19 protein-coding genes are annotated in these 18,730 nt (G+C 52.8%); 5 read left to right on the forward strand and 14 right to left on the reverse strand.

Annotated elements, in window-relative coordinates; all coding sequences use genetic code 11:
- Positions 1 to 48: 48 nt before the first annotated feature.
- Genes QUW60_RS07395 through QUW60_RS07405 form a run of 3 tightly spaced genes read right to left on the reverse strand, consistent with a single transcriptional unit; the run spans position 49 to position 3,033 of the window.
- On the reverse strand, positions 49 to 543 hold the full coding sequence (locus QUW60_RS07395) for a 3'-5' exonuclease (RefSeq protein ID WP_289559561.1): 495 nt from the start codon (positions 541 to 543) through the stop codon (positions 49 to 51).
- Between the two features lie 4 nt (positions 544 to 547).
- Complete coding sequence (locus tag QUW60_RS07400; protein ID WP_491745708.1) at positions 548 to 1,579, reverse strand: endonuclease/exonuclease/phosphatase family protein; 1,032 nt, start codon at positions 1,577 to 1,579, stop codon at positions 548 to 550.
- Entirely contained in the window at positions 1,576 to 3,033 is a 1,458-nt protein-coding gene (locus QUW60_RS07405; RefSeq protein WP_289559563.1) for an aminoacyl-histidine dipeptidase, read from the reverse strand. The genes QUW60_RS07400 and QUW60_RS07405 overlap by 4 nt, the downstream gene beginning before the upstream one ends.
- A 152-nt stretch (positions 3,034 to 3,185) precedes the next feature.
- On the opposite strand from QUW60_RS07405, the gene QUW60_RS07410 reads away from it, so the two are divergent.
- Together QUW60_RS07410 and QUW60_RS07415 are read left to right on the forward strand one after the other, a co-directional pair.
- A complete protein-coding gene (locus tag QUW60_RS07410; RefSeq protein ID WP_258337910.1) occupies positions 3,186 to 3,404 on the forward strand; it encodes a hypothetical protein in 219 nt (72 codons plus the stop codon).
- Positions 3,405 to 3,459: 55 nt separating this feature from the next.
- Positions 3,460 to 4,059, forward strand: a complete 600-nt coding sequence (locus QUW60_RS07415) for an OmpH/Skp family outer membrane protein (protein WP_258337911.1) — start codon at positions 3,460 to 3,462, stop codon at positions 4,057 to 4,059.
- Between the two features lie 86 nt (positions 4,060 to 4,145).
- Here the strand turns inward: QUW60_RS07415 and QUW60_RS07420 are convergent, their stop codons facing one another.
- From QUW60_RS07420 to QUW60_RS07435, 4 genes are all read right to left on the reverse strand, one after another.
- Positions 4,146 to 4,370, reverse strand: coding sequence for a winged helix-turn-helix domain-containing protein (locus QUW60_RS07420; protein ID WP_258337912.1), 225 nt, complete (start codon positions 4,368 to 4,370; stop codon positions 4,146 to 4,148).
- Between the two features lie 110 nt (positions 4,371 to 4,480).
- Positions 4,481 to 5,758, reverse strand: coding sequence for a TolC family protein (locus QUW60_RS07425; protein WP_289559567.1), 1,278 nt, complete (start codon positions 5,756 to 5,758; stop codon positions 4,481 to 4,483).
- A 28-nt stretch (positions 5,759 to 5,786) separates the two neighbouring features.
- Positions 5,787 to 8,894 carry an efflux RND transporter permease subunit gene (locus tag QUW60_RS07430; RefSeq protein WP_289559569.1) on the reverse strand — a complete coding sequence of 1,036 codons (3,108 nt, stop codon included), beginning with the start codon at positions 8,892 to 8,894 and terminating at the stop codon, positions 5,787 to 5,789.
- A gap of 9 nt (positions 8,895 to 8,903) precedes the next feature.
- Positions 8,904 to 9,947 (reverse strand): efflux RND transporter periplasmic adaptor subunit, encoded by a 1,044-nt coding sequence (locus tag QUW60_RS07435; RefSeq protein ID WP_353479595.1) that lies wholly within the window; start codon positions 9,945 to 9,947, stop codon positions 8,904 to 8,906.
- A 326-nt stretch (positions 9,948 to 10,273) separates the two neighbouring features.
- On the opposite strand from QUW60_RS07435, the gene QUW60_RS07440 reads away from it, so the two are divergent.
- A complete protein-coding gene (locus QUW60_RS07440) occupies positions 10,274 to 11,173 on the forward strand; it encodes a helix-turn-helix domain-containing protein (RefSeq protein ID WP_289559571.1) in 900 nt (299 codons plus the stop codon).
- Between the two features lie 12 nt (positions 11,174 to 11,185).
- On the opposite strand, the gene rlmH is transcribed toward QUW60_RS07440, so the two are convergent.
- Positions 11,186 to 11,659: a 23S rRNA (pseudouridine(1915)-N(3))-methyltransferase RlmH gene (rlmH, locus tag QUW60_RS07445; protein ID WP_258337916.1), complete on the reverse strand. Its 474-nt coding sequence runs from the start codon at positions 11,657 to 11,659 to the stop codon at positions 11,186 to 11,188.
- A 93-nt stretch (positions 11,660 to 11,752) separates the two neighbouring features.
- Between rlmH and nadC the strand changes: the two genes are divergently transcribed.
- Positions 11,753 to 12,607: a carboxylating nicotinate-nucleotide diphosphorylase gene (gene nadC / locus QUW60_RS07450; protein ID WP_258337917.1), complete on the forward strand. Its 855-nt coding sequence runs from the start codon at positions 11,753 to 11,755 to the stop codon at positions 12,605 to 12,607.
- 30 nt (positions 12,608 to 12,637) lie between these two features.
- Positions 12,638 to 13,252: a DUF4923 family protein gene (locus tag QUW60_RS07455; protein WP_289559574.1), complete on the forward strand. Its 615-nt coding sequence runs from the start codon at positions 12,638 to 12,640 to the stop codon at positions 13,250 to 13,252.
- An 82-nt stretch (positions 13,253 to 13,334) separates the two neighbouring features.
- Here QUW60_RS07455 and hisB read toward each other — a convergent pair whose 3' ends face one another.
- The 6 genes from hisB to QUW60_RS07485 form a co-directional block, all read right to left on the reverse strand.
- On the reverse strand, positions 13,335 to 14,459 hold the full coding sequence (gene hisB, locus QUW60_RS07460) for a bifunctional histidinol-phosphatase/imidazoleglycerol-phosphate dehydratase HisB (protein WP_289559576.1): 1,125 nt from the start codon (positions 14,457 to 14,459) through the stop codon (positions 13,335 to 13,337).
- A 6-nt stretch (positions 14,460 to 14,465) separates the two neighbouring features.
- A complete protein-coding gene (hisC, locus tag QUW60_RS07465; protein ID WP_258337920.1) occupies positions 14,466 to 15,506 on the reverse strand; it encodes a histidinol-phosphate transaminase in 1,041 nt (346 codons plus the stop codon).
- Positions 15,503 to 16,786 carry a histidinol dehydrogenase gene (gene hisD / locus QUW60_RS07470; protein ID WP_258337921.1) on the reverse strand — a complete coding sequence of 428 codons (1,284 nt, stop codon included), beginning with the start codon at positions 16,784 to 16,786 and terminating at the stop codon, positions 15,503 to 15,505. Before hisD ends, hisC begins: the two co-directional genes overlap by 4 nt.
- A 21-nt stretch (positions 16,787 to 16,807) precedes the next feature.
- A complete protein-coding gene (gene hisG / locus QUW60_RS07475) occupies positions 16,808 to 17,659 on the reverse strand; it encodes an ATP phosphoribosyltransferase (protein WP_289559579.1) in 852 nt (283 codons plus the stop codon).
- Positions 17,660 to 17,922: 263 nt separating this feature from the next.
- Positions 17,923 to 18,414 (reverse strand): PaaI family thioesterase, encoded by a 492-nt coding sequence (locus QUW60_RS07480; protein ID WP_289559581.1) that lies wholly within the window; start codon positions 18,412 to 18,414, stop codon positions 17,923 to 17,925.
- On the reverse strand, positions 18,411 to 18,725 hold the full coding sequence (locus QUW60_RS07485) for a Dabb family protein (protein WP_258337924.1): 315 nt from the start codon (positions 18,723 to 18,725) through the stop codon (positions 18,411 to 18,413). The genes QUW60_RS07480 and QUW60_RS07485 overlap by 4 nt, the downstream gene beginning before the upstream one ends.
- Between the last annotated feature and the right edge of the window lie 5 nt (positions 18,726 to 18,730).

Below are 18,730 nucleotides of genomic sequence, written 5' to 3' on the forward strand. Positions count from 1 at the left end.
CGCTAGAGATACAGAATTTTACGCAAAAATCTGCCGAATGCTGCCGCTTCAGAGTATTTTCATGGCGATGCGGGCACACGCCTCAGCATCGGCAAGCGCATGGTGGTGGCAGGACAGATCATACCCGCAACGCGCAGCCACGGTGGGCAGGCGGTGGTCGGGCAGCTCTTTGCCGAACATGCGCCGGGAAGCCCGGCAGGTGCAATGGAAAACATAATCGGGATAATCCATTCCATAAGTGCGGAAAACCGCCTTCAGGCAGCCTTCGTCGAACGGACTGTTGTGCGCAACCAGAGGAAGCCCTTCTATCAGCGGAGCAATCTCCTCCCACACCTTGGGAAATACATCCGCCTTTTCCGTGTCTTCCCTCGTAAGGCCGTGCACACGCGTGTTCCAATAGCTGTAATAGTTGGGCGAGGGATGTATCAAGCGATAAATCTCGCCGGTGATCTCCCCTCCCCGCACAACCACGATTCCCACGCTGCAGACGCTGGAAAGCTCGCGGTTTGCCGTTTCAAAGTCTATCGCTGCAAAATCTCTCATATGCTCATTCATCATCTATTTCAAGTTCGAGCAACAGCGGCAGGTGATCGCTGTAGCCTCCATGATAGCGCATTCCGCGATACATCCGGAAAGGCGTTTCGCCGCCATAGGTTTCGTCCTCTTCCAGCAAGAACGGGAACGAAAGGATGCGGGCTTTCCCGTAGTCCGTCCGTACGGAAGAACTGTCCTGCAACAGTTCGCCTCCCACAATCATCTGGTCGAGGATATTCCACTCGCCCTTGTACCGGTAGGTTCCGCCCGGCTTGCCGTCCATCAGGTTGTAAAACCGCCCGCAGCTGACTTCATCTTCCCCGGGCCGTGACGCACCCAGCACCTCCCGAAGCGAACGGTCGGAGGGATAATCGTTGAAGTCACCCGTAATGACAATATTCGGACGCTGACGGACGGAACGCACGGAATCGGCCGCCTGTTTCAGGCACGAAGCAGCCTGCAGGCGATAAGGCTCCGACCGCTTCTGTCCTCCGGAACGGGAAGGAAAATGACAGACAAAGACATCCAGCGTATCACCGGAAATCACACGCCCCGACACATGCAGGATGTCGCGCGTAGGACGGTGTCCCAGTTGTTCAAGCGGAATCCGTATCGGACGGAACTCCAGCATCCTGAACGTCGCAGGCTGGTACAGCAAAGCCACGTCTATCCCCCGTTCATCGGGCGAATCGGTCATCACATATTCATATGCCGCATCCCGAAGCGGAGAATAACGGACCAGCGTGCGCAGGCAATAATCATTTTCCACCTCACACAGAGCCACCAGATCAGGAACCTGCCGGCCGCTTGCCGCCAGTATCACCTTAGCCACCTTGTTCACCTTCTCGGCAAAGCGGAAACGGTTCCATCCCCTTACGCCCGAAGGGAGAAACTCTCCGTCCTGCTTCAGCGAATCGTGACGGCAGTCGAAGAGATTCTCTACATTGTATTCCATTATCCGGAAAGGCTGTTGCGCCGCCAGCTGAAAGAAAAACGCTCCCCCCAATGCCAGCAACGCCCCCAGCCTCTTCAGCCCGCCGGTCATGCCTTGGCAGGAATGTGTTTCAGCACATCGAGCAGATGGTTCCAGAATTTCTCAACCGTAGGGATCAGCATGCGCTCGTCGGGCGAATGAACGCCCCGCAACGTCGGACCGAAAGACACCATATCGAGCGAAGGATATTTTTCGAGGAACAGGCCGCACTCCAGTCCGGCGTGAATGGCCTTCACCTTCGGCTCTGCCCCGAACAGCCGCTTGTAGCTTTCCACGGCTATGCCCAAGATTTCGGAAGAAGGATTCGGCTTCCATCCCGGATAACCGTCGGCTGTGACACAGGATGCTCCGCCCAGTTCGAAAGCGGCGCGCACCGCCTGCGATATGTCTTTGCGCGAAGACAGGATGGAGCTGCGCTGGCTGGTGACAACAATGATCTTCCCGTCTTTCTGCTTGACAGAAGCCAGATTGGAAGACGTTTCCACCAGTCCCGGGATGTCCTGGCTCATGGCGTAAACCCCGTTATGCACTGCGTATACGGCAAGCAGGAAACGCTTCATGGCTTCTGCCTCCATCACCTCCCGGCGGGGAGATTCTGATTCAAGTTCCATAATCAAGTTGGGTTCCGTCACCGCGTATTCATTTTCAACTTCCGCAAGGAAAACATTCAAGTCCACACGCACATCTTCCTTATGAGCCATCGGCACCGCACATACCGCCGACGCCTCGCGGGGTATGGCATTGTGCAGATTGCCTCCGTCTATCTCGCAGAGGCACATGCCGTAACGCTGCATCAGGGCAGTCAGGTAACGGTTCAGAATCTTGTTGGCATTCGCCCGGTTCTTGTTGATGTCATCGCCCGAATGACCTCCCGTCAGTCCCTTGACTGCCACACGGAAGAAGAAATATCCTTCGGGAGCCTGCACCATCGGACAGGGAAATTCGGCCGTAGTGCCCGCACCGCCTGCACATCCGATAAACAGTTCGCCTTCATCCTCCGAGTCAAGGTTCAGCAGAATATCTCCGTTCATGAAACCTTCTTTCAGTGCAAAGGCTCCCGTCAGTCCGGTTTCTTCGTCTACGGTAAACAAGCATTCTATCGGACCGTGCTCTATACTCCGGTCTGCCAGCACGGCCAGCTCCGTAGCCACGCCGATTCCGTTGTCGGCACCCAGCGTCGTACCCTTTGCCCGCAGCCAATCGCCGTCGATGTAAGTTTCGATCGGATCGGTATCGAAATTATGCTCCACGCCGCCGTTCTTTTCGCAGACCATATCCATGTGCGACTGAAGCACCACTGTCTTCAGGTGTTCTTTTCCGGCAGAAGCGTTTTTTCTGATCAGCACATTTCCTGCGTCGTCCACTTTATACTCCAGTCCGTGCGATTCCGCAAAGTCTGTCAAATATTGTCTGATTCTCTCCTCCTTTTTCGAAGGACGGGGTACATGACAGATTTCCTCAAAATAATGAAAAACCGATGCCGGCTGCAAATCTTTTTTTTCCATAAAATAATCGTCTAAATTAAATGTTGCATATTATTCAATCCGCAAAAATAAGTTAAATACCATGATTTACTCCTCCAAAACGACTTTTTTCAGGACAAAATCCAAAGTTATCATGACAAAAAATATATCTTTGCACCACAAAATTAATAGAAATGCTTCAGACAATTCTGATTACACTGTTAATAGTTGCTATCAGCGTGGTTTTGCTGTCGGTAAAAATCCTGTTCAAGAAAAACGGGCGTTTCCCGAACACCCACGTAAGCGGGAACAAAGCCATGAAAGCAAAGGGCATCGGCTGCGTACAGTCGCAAGACAGGGAAGCGCAGCGTGCCAATCCGCATGCGATAGCCGAACGGAAAGACATCCGGTGACGCAGAATGAAGCGACAGAAAACGAAATATTAACTAACAATGATACTTTAACCGTATGAAAAAGACAAAGTACATCCTGAATGCCTTCGTCGCATTCGCATTCGCTCTTTTGTTTACTCAATGTAACCAGAAGAATGATTCATCTGCCACGACAACAGCTCCGGCCGTTGCAGGAACAAATATGAAAATCGCCTACGTAGAGGTGGATTCGCTTCTTACCAAATACCGCTACTGGAACGATCTGAACGAAGAGATGATCAAGAAGGAAGAAAACATCCGCACCACACTGAACGAAAAGGCCAAGGAACTGGACGGCGAGATGAGAGAATTCCAGCGCAAGATTGAAAACAACGGATTCGCAAGCCGCGAACGTGCCGAACAGGAAAACGCACGTCTGCTCCAGAAGCAGCGCGACCTCCAGCAGCTGCAGGAAAAGCTCTATGCAGAACTGCAAGCTGAAAACCAGAAGAACAGCCTCCAGCTGCGCGACTCAATCAACTCGTTCCTGAAAGTGTACAACCAGTCAAAAGGATACAGCCTGATCATCAGCAACACACAGCTCGACAACCTGCTGTTTGCCGACAAGTCACTCGACATCACACAGGAAATCGTGGAAGGGCTGAACGCACGCTACAATCCGGCTCCCAAGAAATAAGGACTGCCGGTTCCGGCAAGCCTCGAGATATAAAGTCACGAAGATACGGGTATTCGCTTTCCGTTCTTCGTGACTTTTTTGCACCGTCAGAAATATACATTCAATTCTACAAAGAACAGATCGGAATCATCGTCCGGATTGGTGGCAAACTCGATCTTGTTCTCACGGGCCAGCCACCCGATAGCCGCATTCAGATCACGGTCGGAAAGCCCTGAGGCTTTCTTCAATTCCTTGTAGCCCACAAGCGGTCCATGATTGCGGACCACACGCCAGACGATGCCGGCATTCATTCCAATGCTTACCTTATCCATACTCACACGTTTTTTACAGTTATCACTTATTTGTTTTTACAGCCGCAATATACGGCAATCATCCTACAGCAGCATGTTCCGCCAACTGAAAACATCGTTCCAATTCCGCCTCAGCGTCCTGTAGCCTGCAAGTATTCACGCTTCTTTATCTGATACTTCGCATATGCCTCCACATACCGGTCGCGGCTCTGGCGATAAAGAGTCTGCGCCTCCAGCAGATCGCTCATCGAACAGGTTCCGGCAGCGTAATAGTCCGTGTTCAGACGCAGGTTCTCCGCAGACTGAGAGATGGAAACCTGCGCAATCTCCACGTTCCGATAAGCATCAGTCAGGTCATCCCACGTGCTTTCCATCCGCAGTTTCAGCAAATCGCTTCCGTCGGCAAGCGTATTCTCTGCCGACTGTATCTCCAGCTTGTGCTTCTTGATGTCGTGCGCTCCTCCCCACCATCCGGAAAGCGGAACGCTTACCGTGACAAAGCCAATCCATGAAGTGCAGTCCTTATCCAGCAGGTTGTTGTATCCGTATCCGCCTCCGACGGCCACCGTCGGCAGGTTCTTCCCCACACTGATGCGGTGTTCGATGCGTTTGGCTCTCAAGTCCGTATTCATCAGATTGTATTCGTCGGTACGGTACAAGGCTTCTTCGGGATCGGTATAAAGGAAGCCGGGATTGCGGGGAAGCGAATCAGCCAGCACGAAGTCTATTCCGATGCTGTCTGTTCCGGCTCCGATGTATTGCGCCAGCAGACGGCGCGCCAGACGGCAGGCGTTTTCGGCAGAAAGGCGCGCACTGAGCGTTTCGTTGCTGCGGAGCTGCACCTGCAACAGATCATTGCGTGTGGTGACTCCCGCTTCGACCGATGCGGTGACATCATTCGTCAACTGCGCCAACTGCTTTTCCAGGGCGGCGATGGTGCGCAGTTTCTCCTGCGCCACAACAGCCTGCCAGAAATAATTCTCCACCGTAAGCTCCACTTCGTATTCCGACTGGTGGCGCAAGAGGCGGTATTTTTCGACGTTCTCCTTTGCCAGCTTGTTCCCGTTTACGATCTGTCCTCCCGTGAATACCGGCATTGCCGCCGACACTCCGCCCACAATGCCGTTCTTCAACATCGACAATCCCATGCCCGGCGCCAGTTCAAGGTCGAGGACAGGCTTGTCAGACATGAAGCCTCCGCCCGAAGCGGAAAGAGTAGGGAAATAATTCGTAAAGGCGTTCTTGCGTTCGTGCGCAGCCACCTTCAGATCGTTTTCGGCATTCTTCATGCGCACGTTGTTCTGCAAGGCAGCTTCTATGCACTCGTCCAGCGTATAGACATGCTGGGCAAAAGTCGTTCCCGCCAGCATAAGGCCGACCGTCAGAACGGATATACTTCTAAGTTTCATTGCTTCAATCAGCTAAAAGATTCATAAGTTATTGTTTCTCCAAAGCATCCCACTTCTCGCGCCGTTCCGAGGTGCCGCGGAAAATGAGCAGATACATGCACGGCAGGACGGTAAGCAGGAAAACCATCGTTATGAGCGTGCCGTAGCAGATGACCGTTCCCATCGGCATCCACAGGCTCGAGCGTCCCAGAATCATCGGAATCACGCCCATCGAAGCAGCGGCCGAAGTCAGGAAGATGGGACGCATACGCCGCCGTGCGGAATGGTAGATGGCATCGGAAGCACTCAAATGCTCCGCAGCCCGCAGCTCTTCGGCATAGTCTATCATGATGATGCCGTTACGCACAATGATACCCATAAGGCTTACCACTCCCAATATGCTGGTGATGCTGAAGTCCACCCCCTGAATGAGAATGCCGAAGGCGGTACCGAAGAGGCAAAGCGTCAGGCTGCCGAATATCAGCAGGGCAATGCTGATTTTGCGGAAATGAGCCAGAAGGATGAAGAAGATGATTACGGAAGCCAGCATCAGACCGCTCATGATCTGAGGCATGTCTTCATCCGTCTTCTCCTGCTCTCCGCCGTAAGAAAGAGTCACCCCGTCTGAAAGCTGCATGTCTTTCATCGCTTCCTGCACACGGGCAGTCATCTGCATGGCATTCATGCCGCGCTCCAGTTCCGCCTGCACGCTGACGGTGTATATTCCGTTGCGCCGGACAATCTGTCCCTCCTCCCATGCAGGCTCCACATCCGCCACTTGCCGCAAGGGAACGTTCTCCAGTCCGCCGGCTACAGGTATCAGTTCGTCTTCCACATCAGCCGAAAAGGCACGGTCGGCTTTGGTGCTTTTCAGCACAACCGGTATCCGATAATCACCTTCCCACACGTTGGCTATCGCCAGCCCGTCGCCATAGCGCATGGCAAGGGTGGACTCCAGTCCGAGGTTGGTCACGCCCAAACGGGTAGCCTCATCTTCTTTCAGGTTGACGGCCACGGCGGGCAACGGCTCGTTGAAGTCGGTCTGCACGAGGATAAGTTCCGGTATCTGCTTCAGCTCTTCCAGCACCGCTTGCGCGTCATGCTTCAGCACTTCCAAGTCTTCGCCCGACAGCCGCACCTCGATAGGATAGGCGGCATCGCTGTAACACAACTGCTTGAAGCGCACGCGAGCACCGGGGAAGTAGTCGGTGTATTTCGGGGTGTACTCGTCCAGCAGTGCCTCGGTGTCGCGGATGCCCGTGGTGTTCACGATGAACTGGGCATAGTTGGTGCCGGGAATCTGCGGCGCATACGAGGTCTGGAAGCGGGGCGAGGCGCATCCCTTGAAGGAAGCCACACTCACCACGCGCGGGTCTTGGCGCAGGATGTGTTCCATGCTGTCTGCCACTTGTGCAGTGATATCCACATCAGTTCCCGTAGGGAGGTATATCTCCACGGCAAACTGGTTACGATCGGCCACGGGCAGGATGCGCTGGGGCAAACCTGTCAACATCACCGCACCCACCACGATAGAAACCACGCCAACGGTCACCGTTATCTTCGGATGGGCAAAGCACTTGTCGAACAACCAGTCATATTGCTTCTGCAAGAGTTCGAGGAAGTTAAACGGCTTCTTGCCTTCCGTCTTCTTTACCGCCATAGGCTTACGTATGAACCAGAACTGCATGAAGGGTACAAGCAGTGTTGCCACGAGCAGCGATGTGCCCAGCACAATAGAAATCGCCCACGGGAAGCTCAGCACGAACTCGTTCAACATGCCCGTCAGCGTGAACAGGAACGGGAAGAACGTGATACTAATCGCCAGCGTAGCGGAGAAGATGGACTTGAGGAAATGCGTAGTGCTATAGATAGAGGCGTGCCACCGCGACATGCCTTCGCCCAACATCTCCAGGTAGCTGTCGATAATGACTATCGAATTGTCGACAATCATACCCAACGTGACTATCAACGCCGCCAGCGTTACGGTATTCAGTTCGATGCCGAAAGCATAGAACAGTCCCAAGGATATGAATATGGTAATCGGAATAGTAGATGCAGCCACCAATGCCACACGCAAGGGCAACAAGAGCATCACCACGATAACCACCGCCACGATAGCGATAACCAGCTCGTGGAGGAAGTTCATCACGCTGTCGTCCACCACCTTCGGCTGGTCGGTGATGCGGAACAAGGTAACATCGCTGGGCAGTTCCGTCTGAAACTCATCCAGCACCTTGTTGATTTCATCGCCCATCGCCACAATGTTCTTTCCCTTCTTCATCTCGATGGAGAGCAGAAGGCACTTGCGCCCGTTATTAGTGATGTAACTGTCGGGATCAGGATATTCACGTACCACACGAGCTACATCCTTCAGACGGACCACATTGCCTTTCGGGTCGGTATAGACAATCTGCTCCTGAACGTCACGCACAGTATTGAGCGAACGGCTGACGTAGATAGGCTCTACCATGGTGCCGTCCTTCACCCGTCCGCCACTGGTGATGAACCCTTTCTGCATCAGACTGAGGGCAAGGGTCTGTTCATTCATGCCATACTTGGAGAGGCGGTCGTGGTCCAGATAGACCGATATCTGTTCGTTCTGCATCCCGCTCACGGTCATGCGTCCCACGGCAGGGATGCGGCGCAGACGGCCTTGCAGCAAGTCCATGTAGTCGTCCAGCTCGCGGTAGGTCTTGTCATCGCTCTCCATGGTGATCAGCAGAGCAGACGTATCTCCGAAGTCGTCCTGCACCACCAATGCCAGCACATTGGAGGGCAGTTCGCTCTTGAACTGCGACACGCCGTGCTTGAACTTGCTCCAGAACTCATCCTTGTCCGTAAGCTCATCGTTCAGCTCCACCTGTATGTAGGCAATACCGTCGCGGCTTTTCGAGAAAGTTTTCTCTTTCTTCACTTCCTTGTAGGTAAAGATATAGTCTTCCAGCGGCTTGGTTACCTGTTCAACCATTTCCCGGGCCGTATTGCCGGGAGCCACCGCCACCACAATTCCCTGGCGGACGGTGAAGTCGGGAAACTCGTTCTTGCGCATTTCGGGCAGGCTGTACACGCCGAATGCCACCAGACAGGCCACTACCAGAATGACTATCTGCCGGTAGTGCATCGCCCATTCCACAAAGTTACGTCTTGTCTTTTCCATAATGCGTGATTATTGCTTTGCCTCCTCGTCTGTTGTGATCCGGGTTCCGTTGCAGACCTTCTGCTGCCCTTCTATGATGATGCGGTCATCCGCCTTGAGTCCGGATGCAACCACCACTCCGTCGCCGGAAAAGCCGCCGCAGGAGATCACCCGTTTTTCCGCAACGCCATTGTTGTCTGTCCATACAAACGACCTGTTCTTTTCGTCCAGCTGCACAATGCGTGCAGGAACTATAACCGCCGTTCCTCCACCGGCGCCAGCCAATCTGACTTCGGCCACCATGCCCGGCATCAAAGCTCCTCCGGCATCCGCCACGTCAATCTTCACTTCATAAGAGCGGGAAAGCGGGTTCGCCATGACTCCCTTCTCGCTCACCTCCCCCGAAAACCGGCGGTTTCCCAATGCCGGGACAACAATCTCCGCCTTCTGACGCAAGGAAACCGAAGCAATCTCCGACTCCGGCATGGATATCTTTACCTTCAGCCTGCTTACCCCCAGCAGCTTTCCGACGGCCATCCCGGGAATCACGTTCTGTCCCACTTCGACCGACTTGTCTGCTATCACTCCGCTGAACGGGGCATACAGCTTGCAATCCTTCAGGTTCTTGCGGGCCATTTCTTCCATGGAACGCGCCTGCTGGAGCTTGCTCTGCACCTCCACCCACTTGATTTCGGGCAGACTTCCCTTGCCGTGAAGCTCTTTCATGCGGCGGTAGGCGTCTTCCGCCTGCACAAGCGCAGCCTTTGCCGCGTCATAGCTGCTTCGAACCGACGTGGCATCGAGCGAGGCAAGAAGCTGCCCCTTCTCCACCCGGTCGCCCAGGCGGAAGCTGACGGCATTCACCGTTCCCATAACGGAAAAGCTGAGCGGAGTGCCGGCCGCTTCCTCCACCGTTCCGGAAAAACGCCCGGACGTCTTCTGCTCGGACAATGCAACCTTCATCACTTTCACTCTTACGGGAGAAGGTCCGCCGGTCTTCTCCTCTTTCACTTGGCACCCGGCCAGTGCCAGCGATGCAGACACCGCCAGCACAAAACAACGAATCATTTTCATACTTACTATTTTACTATTGTTTATCTTTCAAAAAAAACACAGCGCATGTACGTCCTTTTGCCGACACGAGGTTTCCCGCAAAAAGATGACGAATAACTTTAAGCAAGATAACGGGTCATTCAAGTCAAAATAAGCCGTCATCTCAAATGACTTGTCAGCTTATTTTTTTAAAAATCCGCCGTCTTTTTTCATGGATGCAAAGAAAAATGCTTTGAAAAAATTTTCTCGTTTCTCCCAAAATCAGACAATCGGGACAATATTTAAGAAGTAAGCATCATCAAGTATTGTCTTTATTTCGTTTATTTTGCAGCGAAACACAAAAATGTATGGAGAAAAAAATAATGGAGAGAAGTCTGAACGACGATAAAGCAAAGGAAGGGGTCATTTATTATGACGACCGGCTGGCACTTATAGACAATATATCGAATCCCAAGATGCAGAAACGGCAGGAGGTTATCAAAGTCAACGTTTTCATATCATTGCTGTGCCTGAGAGGTTCCGTGTCGATCTCTATCAATGGAGAGAAAAAGACCCTGAAAAAAAACGAGCTGCTTATCTGCCGGCCGAACATCATCATAGGAAACAGCGAGCCCGACACGGACGTGGAGTTCAGAGGTATCTGCCTGTCGCCCGAATACATAAAGCAGATGACGCTGATCTCCCGAAGCACATGGAACGCGCAGCAGTTCTTCGAGAAAAACCCGATTCTTTCTCTGCGCTCCGAAGAAGTGACGCTGTTCAACCAATACTACGACCTTCTCCGCTCGAAGCTTACGAACGCCGCCTGCAAGCACGGGCGCGAAGTAACCGACGCGCTGCTCCGCGCATTCATGTACGAGTTTCACGACGTGCTCGAACGCTTCATCGAAATCAAGCCTCACGGATACACATCGGCCGAGAACCTGTTTTTCGCCTTCACTGAACTGATCGCTTCGTCCTATCCCAAAAGCCGTTCGGTGGCATGGTATGCCGACAAGCTGCACATCACGCCCAAGTATCTTTCGGCCATCTGCAAGGAAACGAGCGAGCATACGGCCTCCGAGATCATCAACCAGTATGTTGTGACGGACATCAAGCAACTGCTGAACCGCACGGACATGAGCATCAAGGAAGTGTCGAACGAGCTGGACTTCCCCAACCTGTCGTTCTTCGGGAAATACGTGAAAAGATACTTCGGATGCTCGCCCCGCGAATACCGCGACAAGCTGTCGCAAAAGTTCGAATAAGCGGCCCGCCTGTCACTCATGATGATAAGGGCCGTTGTTCAGTATGTTCATGGCACGGTAGAGCTGCTCGGCAAAGACAAGCCTGACCATCTGATGCGAGAAAGTCATCTTCGAGAGTGAAATCTTGTCCTGCGCCGCCTGATACACGGCCGGAGAAAATCCGTACGGCCCGCCAACGACAAACACCAGCCTGCGGTTCACCGCATGCATCTTCTTCTCCATCCATGCGGCAAACTCCACCGAGCGGAACTCTTTACCATGCTCATCAAGCAGCACCGCGCAATCTCCAGGCTGAATGGCTTTCAATATCAGCTCGCCTTCTTTTTCCTTCTGCTGCTCCCGGCTCAGGCTCTTCGTGTTCTTCAGCTCCGGAATCACCTCCATCTCACACGGCACATAGTGGCCGGCACGCTCCAGATAGTCGCGTATCCCCTCTGCATAGAGTCTGTCGGCGGTACGACCCACCACAAGCAATGTTATTTTCATCCTTTTTTTATCTGATTTAATCGTGTAACTTTTGCAAAGATACGAATAATACTTACCTTTGCCGCAAACAAAACCTTTTATAATCGAATCAAGATGGACGAAAAAATTGTGAAAGATCTGATAGACCGTCTGATCGACCTCTCTTTTGCAGAGGACATAGGCGACGGTGACCATACCACATTATCATGTATCCCTGCCGACGCAATGGGCAAATCGAAGCTGCTCATCAAGGAAGAAGGAATACTGGCAGGCATTGAAGTGGCGAAAGAAGTGTTCAGACGCTTCGACCCGACACTCCAGGTAGAGGTATTCATCAACGACGGCGCGCATGTAAAGCCGGGCGACGTGCCGATGACGGTGACGGGGAAAGTGCAGTCGCTGCTGCAGACAGAACGCCTGATGCTGAACATCATGCAGCGCATGAGCGGCATTGCTACCATGACCCATAAATACGTGGAACGCCTCGAAGGCACGAAGACCCGCGTGCTCGACACGCGGAAAACGACTCCGGGAATGCGCATCCTCGAGAAGATGGCGGTGAAGATAGGCGGAGGCGTGAACCACCGCATCGGACTGTTCGACATGATTCTGCTGAAGGACAACCACGTAGACTTTGCGGGAGGAATAGACAAGGCCATCACACGTGCCAAAGAATACTGCAAGGAAAAGGGCAAGGACCTGAAGATTGAAATCGAAGTGCGCAACTTCGACGAGCTGCAGCAGGTGCTCGACCTGGGCGGAGTGGACCGTATCATGCTCGACAACTTCACGCCGGAAAACACGCGCAAGGCCGTTGAAATGGTCGGCGGGCGTTATGAGATCGAGTCTTCCGGAGGAATCACCTTCGACACGCTCCGCGACTATGCGGAATGTGGAGTGGACTTCATTTCTGTAGGCGCTCTCACCCATTCGGTAAAGGGGCTTGACATGAGCTTCAAGGCTTGCTGAGAAAAAACTTAGACTTAAAACTAGATAAAGATGAAAAAAAGTATTTTGCTTAAAGTAATGTTGGCGGCTGTCCTCTGCATAGCAGGCGCAGCCAACGGCATGGCACAGGACTGGAAATCGATCCTCTCCGGAGTGGCGAACGCCGTGATCAACAAGGCTACGGGCGAAAGCAATTCGATTGTGGGAACATGGACCTACGCCGGCCCTGACTGCAAGTTCACCAGCGACAACCTGCTGGCAAAAGCCGGAGGCGAAGTGGCTTCAAAAAAGATTGAAGAAAAGATGAGCGGCGTATTCGAACTGCTGGGATTCAAGGAAGGCTCTTCCTATACGTTCAACGAAGACAGCACTTATACGGCAACCATCGGAAGCCGCACCACCCAAGGCACCTACAGCTACAATCCGGACACGAAGGAGCTGACAATGAAGACGCGCCTGGGCATCAAAACGAACGTGACGGTATCAAAAGGACTGACGGGCGACACGATGAGCCTGCTGTTCAAGGCAGACAAGCTGATGTCACTGGCACAGAACATCACCGGAGCGATTGCCGGAAAATCCTCAAACAGCGCCATCAGCACAGCAACATCCTTGCTGAACGAATACGACGGACTGCAACTGGGCGTATCGCTGAAGAAACAATAACACTGTCGGAACACATACAAGAAGAACGGCCGGAACAGGAACATCGTCTGTTTCGGCCGTTCTTCTGCACCGGCACAACGGGTCAGATAATCCCTTTGCTCGAAGGGACTTCATAATGATAGATATCCCGCCTTACAGCCATTCGGATACTGCGCGCCAAGGCCTTGAAGATGCCTTCAATCTTATGGTGCTCGTTCGTTCCTTCAGCCTTGATGTTCAGATTCATCCGTGCCTCATCGCTGAATGACTTGAAGAAATGGAAGAACATCTCCGCAGGCATATCTCCCACCTTTTCCCGCTTGAACTCCGCATCCCATACCAGCCACGGGCGCCCTCCGAAATCAAGAGCCACCTGGCAAAGGCAATCGTCCATCGGAAGACAATAGCCATAACGCTCGATTCCCCGCTTGTCGCCCAACGCCTTGCGCAGACACTCGCCCAAAGCCAGTGCCGTGTCTTCGATGGTATGATGCTCGTCCACCTGCAAATCTCCGTTTACACGGACAGTCAGATCCAGTCCTCCATGCTTGCCTATCTGTTCCAGCATGTGGTCAAAAAAGCCCAGACCTGTACCAATGTCACATTTCCCGCTCCCGTCCAGATTCATCCGGACGAAAACATCTGTTTCCTTCGTTGTCCGCCGCACCTCGGCCACACGTTCGCCGGCGAAAAGGAACTCCGCCACCCGGTCCCAGTCGGTTGTGGCAAGCACGCATGTATCTTCCATCCCCGTTCCTTCCACCAGTGACTTGTCCGGCTGGAGCAAGATAGCCTTGCATCCCAGGTTGTGAGCCAGCTCGACATCCGTAGCCCGGTCTCCGATGACAAAGCTTCCCTCCAGATCATATTCCGGATTGCCGATATAAGCCTTCAGCATACCCGTTCGAGGCTTCCGTGTAGGAGCATTGTCTTCCGGAAAACTGCGGTCGATGCATACTTCATCAAACTCCACTCCCTCGCCCTTGAGCGTGTTCATCACCAGATTATGCACAGGCCAGAAGGTGCCTTCAGGAAAAGCGGCCGTACCCAACCCGTCCTGATTGGTAACCATCACGAAACGGAAATCCAGCTTATGGCGTATAAAATAAAGGTTGCGGAACACCTTGGGATAAAACTCCAGTTTTTCGAACGAGTCGAGCTGGTAGTCCACCGGAGGCTCGATTACCAGTGTTCCGTCGCGGTCTATGAATAAAACTTTCTGCTTCATGCCTTTTCAGTCTTTATATTGTTTCAGAGCCTCAAGCAAGGCATCGTTTTCCGGACGCGTGCCGATGGTGATGCGCAAACAGTTATGGCACAGCGTCACGTTCGTACGGTTGCGCACAATGATTCCCTTGTCCACCAGGTAATCATAGATACTCTTGGCATCGCTCACCTCTGCCAGAAAGAAATTCGCATCAGTCGGATACACGTGCCGGCTGCACTTCAGTTTCTTGAACTCCCCTATCATCCGGGAACGTTCTTCAAGCAATGATTTCACCCACAGCTTCACCTGATAATGCTGCCCAATCATGCGGATAGCCTCTTCCTGTGTCAGCCGGTTGATGTTGTACGGATATTTTATCTTGGTAAGTATCCCGATTACGTCCGGCGAAGCAAAAGCCATGCCCAGACGGATGGCCGCACACCCCCACGCTTTAGAGAACGTCTGCAAAACCACCAGGTTAGGGTGCATCTCCAGTTCCGCCAGAAACGAAGGCTCATCAGAAAAGTCAGCATAAGCCTCGTCCACAACCACCAGCCCTCCGAATCCTTCAAGCAGTGCCAGAATCTCCTTCCGGTCAAGATTGTTACCCGTAGGATTATTGGGCGAACAAAGGAACATCAGCTTGGTGTTCCCGTCCGAGGCCGCCAGCATGTCGCCGGCCTTGAAGCGGAACTCAGCGTCAAGGCGCACATTGCGGTATTCCACATCGTTCACATCGGCACAAACCTTATACATGCCGTAAGTCGGTTCGATGGCCACCACATTGTCGATGCCGGGACGGCAAAAGGCGCGGAACAGCAGATCAATGGCCTCGTCGCTTCCGTTTCCCAGAAAGATCTGTTCGGGAAGCACCTTCTTGACCACAGCGATCTTCCGTTTCAGATCCCCCTGCAACGGGTCCGGATAACGGTTGTTGGGCGCGTTGTACGGATTCTCATTGGCATCGAGAAAGACCGAAGCCTCCTTTCCGCTATATTCGTCGCGCGCCGAAGAATAAGGTTTCAAGGCCCAGATGTTCGGCCGCGTCAGTTCTTCCAGTGTTTTCATATCTTCCGGTTTAATCGTAATGAAACAGCGTTTTTATGTGCATCCAGGTATTCGTTGGCCGCCAGCACTTCGATGGCCGGCCCAATGGTAGCGATGCCTTCGGGAGTAACTTCCTGGAAAGTGATTTTCCGGACAAAACTGTCAAGGCTCACTCCGCTGTAGGCTTTTGCATACCCGTTGGTGGGCAAGGTATGGTTCGTGCCCGAAGCATAGTCGCCCGCACTCTCAGGCGAATACGATCCGAGGAACACCGAGCCTGCATTGACAATCTTTTCCGCCACCGCCGCATAGTCACGAGTTTCGATGATGAGATGCTCGGGAGCGTATTCGTTGACCATGGCTATTCCTTCCTCCAGACTTTCCACCAGAACCAGACGGCTTGACTCGAGCGACTTCATAGCTATCTGTTTTCGCGGGAGCAATGCCAGCTGACGTTCCACTTCCGCCTGCGTCTTTTCCAGCAGTCCGCGGGAGGTAGTGACAAGCAGCACCTGGCTGTCCACTCCATGCTCTGCCTGCGAAAGAAGGTCGGAAGCCACAAAGGCCGGATTGGCCGTTTCATCTGCAAGCACCGCCACTTCCGACGGACCTGCCGGCATATCTATCGCCACATCGCGCAAGGATACCTGCTGCTTGGCAGCCGTGACATACTGGTTCCCCGGCCCGAAAATCTTATATACTTTAGGTATGGAGCCTGTGCCGTAAGCCATGGCTCCAATAGCCTGGACTCCGCCAGCCTTGAACACCTTGCTGACTCCCGCCACCTGCGCTGCATAAAGGATGGCCGGACTGATCTTTCCGCTCTTGTCGGGAGGAGTGCAAAGCACAATCTCCCGGCATCCGGCAATGCGTGCCGGAGTTGCCAGCATCAGTACGGTAGAAAACAAGGGAGCTGTTCCGCCCGGAATATAAAGCCCCACCTTTTCGATGGCTACGGCCTTCTGCCAGCAAGTCACACCCGGCAAGGTAGACACCTTTTTCCCTTCGAACTTCTGCGAAGAATGAAAGGTGTGTATATTCTTGTATGCCAACATGATGGCCGCCTTCAGCTCGATGCTTACAGCCTTTTCGGCCTCCCTGAACTCGTCTTCCGTGACAGCCAGCGAATGCAGCTTCACCTTGTCGAACATTTCTTCGTATTCCATTACCGCCTTGTCGCCCTCATTACGCACGCGGCCGAGGATTCCGCAAACCGTTTCCCTCAGCGATCCGGTGTCGAGAGTCGGACGTTTCAGAATCTCTTTCCAATCCGCCCGCTCGGGATATATGATTACATTCATCGTTTTGAGTCTATTTAAAGGTTAAAGTATCATCTTTTCGATGGGAAGAACCAGGATTCCCTGCGCGCCAATCGCCTTCAGCTTTCCGATGATTTCCCAGAAACGTTTCTCGTCGAGCACGGTATGCACGCTGCTCCAGCCTTCCGTGGCCAGCGGCATCACCGTAGGACTCTTGATTCCCGGCAGCACTTCGATAATATCCTTCACTTTGTCGGCGGGCACGTTCATCAGCACATACTTTTTGTCTTCCGCCGCCTTTACCGCTCCGATACGGAAAAGCAGTTCCTTCAGAATCTCCTTCTTTTCATCAGACAGTCCCTTGTTTCCGATGAGCAGCGCTTCGCTCTTCATCACCACTTCCACTTCCTTCAGGTTGTTGCTGATAAGCGTCGAACCGGAACTCACGATGTCAAAGATGGCATCCGCCAGCCCGATTCCCGGGGCGATCTCCACCGAGCCGGTAATCACATGGATTTCCGCCTTTATCCCGTTTCTGTCAAGAAAGTTTTTCAGGATTGCAGGATAAGACGTGGCTATCTTCTTTCCGTTGAACCATTCCAGTCCGGTGTAGTCCACCTCCTTATGTATGGCAAGCGAAAGCCGGCACTTGCTGAATCCCAGACGCTGGATAATGTCAGCATCTTCGGCCCGCTCTACAAATTCATTTTCTCCAACCACTCCCACATCGGCAATTCCGCCCGCCACGCACTGCGGGATATCGTCGTCGCGCAAAAAGAGCACCTCGACGGGGAAATTACTCGACTGGGTAAGCAAAGTGCGCTTGGAAGTGGACAGCTTTATGTCCGCTTCTTCAAGCAGAGCCATCGTGTCTTCATACAGACGGCCTTTCGATTGTACGGCAATTCTCAACATATATTCATTGTTTTTAAATGTTTGCAAAAACGAAAAAAGGCCTGCCGTTCGCTATTCGGCAAGCCTTCCTTTTCTTTTTATGTGTACCGGCACACACCTTCAGCCTACCGTCTGTTCCGTCAGGCAATGATGATGGTGATGTGTTCTGGTATAGATCATACTTTCTTCGTTCTGTTGTTTGTGACAAAAATATAGCTTGCGTTTCAATTATGCAAGCATTTGTCGGAAAATATTGCTTTTTTCTTCTGTTTTATCAACTATATTCAGATTGCCGGCTCCACTTCCCCGTCTTCCGTTTCGCATCCGCTGAAATGAAGTTCGCTGAGCGCCTTCTCCTTCGAGAAAGTGAAATAGGTACACGACGCCTTTGTGCAAGGCTCTCCCGCGCTATTGCAGAGGCATGCCTCCACTGTCACGATATTGCGCCTCTGTTCGGCGATTCTGCCCCGAACCACCAGATACTTGTCGGTGGTATGCACCGGCTTGAGATAGCGCAGCTCCATTTTCGACGTCACCCCTGTGGTCTGCAGCTTGCGGGCTATAGTCCACGCGCTGACTTCATCCAAAAGCGTAGCCTGTATCCCTCCGTGCAGCGTATGCGTCCATCCCTGGTATTTCGGTTCCGGATGCCAGAAACAAACCACTTCATCACCGTCTTCATAAAACTCCATTTTCACTCCCGCTTCGTTGTCGGGCGCACAGCCGAAACAGAAGTAACCGTCCATTCCAAGCCACGGATTGACTATCTTTTTCATACTTCCTCCTCCTGATACGTAAAGTCCACACACGCACGTCCGCATTTCGCGTCTTTCAGAATGCCGGCTGCCGCCAGATGATCGGGATGAACGGAATACGCCTTCACATCATCAAGCGAATCGAATGCGCTCTCCAGACAGATGTCCCACTCTTCCGCCGGGTTCACGTTCAGTCCCACATGGATGTTTCTGATACAGGAAATCTTTTCGGGAAGCGCCTCGATAGCGGCCTTAAAACGATGCATGATGTCCGATTTTTCCGCCGGATCCAGCGTATCTTTCAGTTTGAACAAAACAATGTGCTTGACCATAGTTG

This window comes from Bacteroides gallinaceum, from assembly GCF_030373775.1.
GTDB lineage: Bacteria > Bacteroidota > Bacteroidia > Bacteroidales > Bacteroidaceae > Phocaeicola > Phocaeicola excrementipullorum.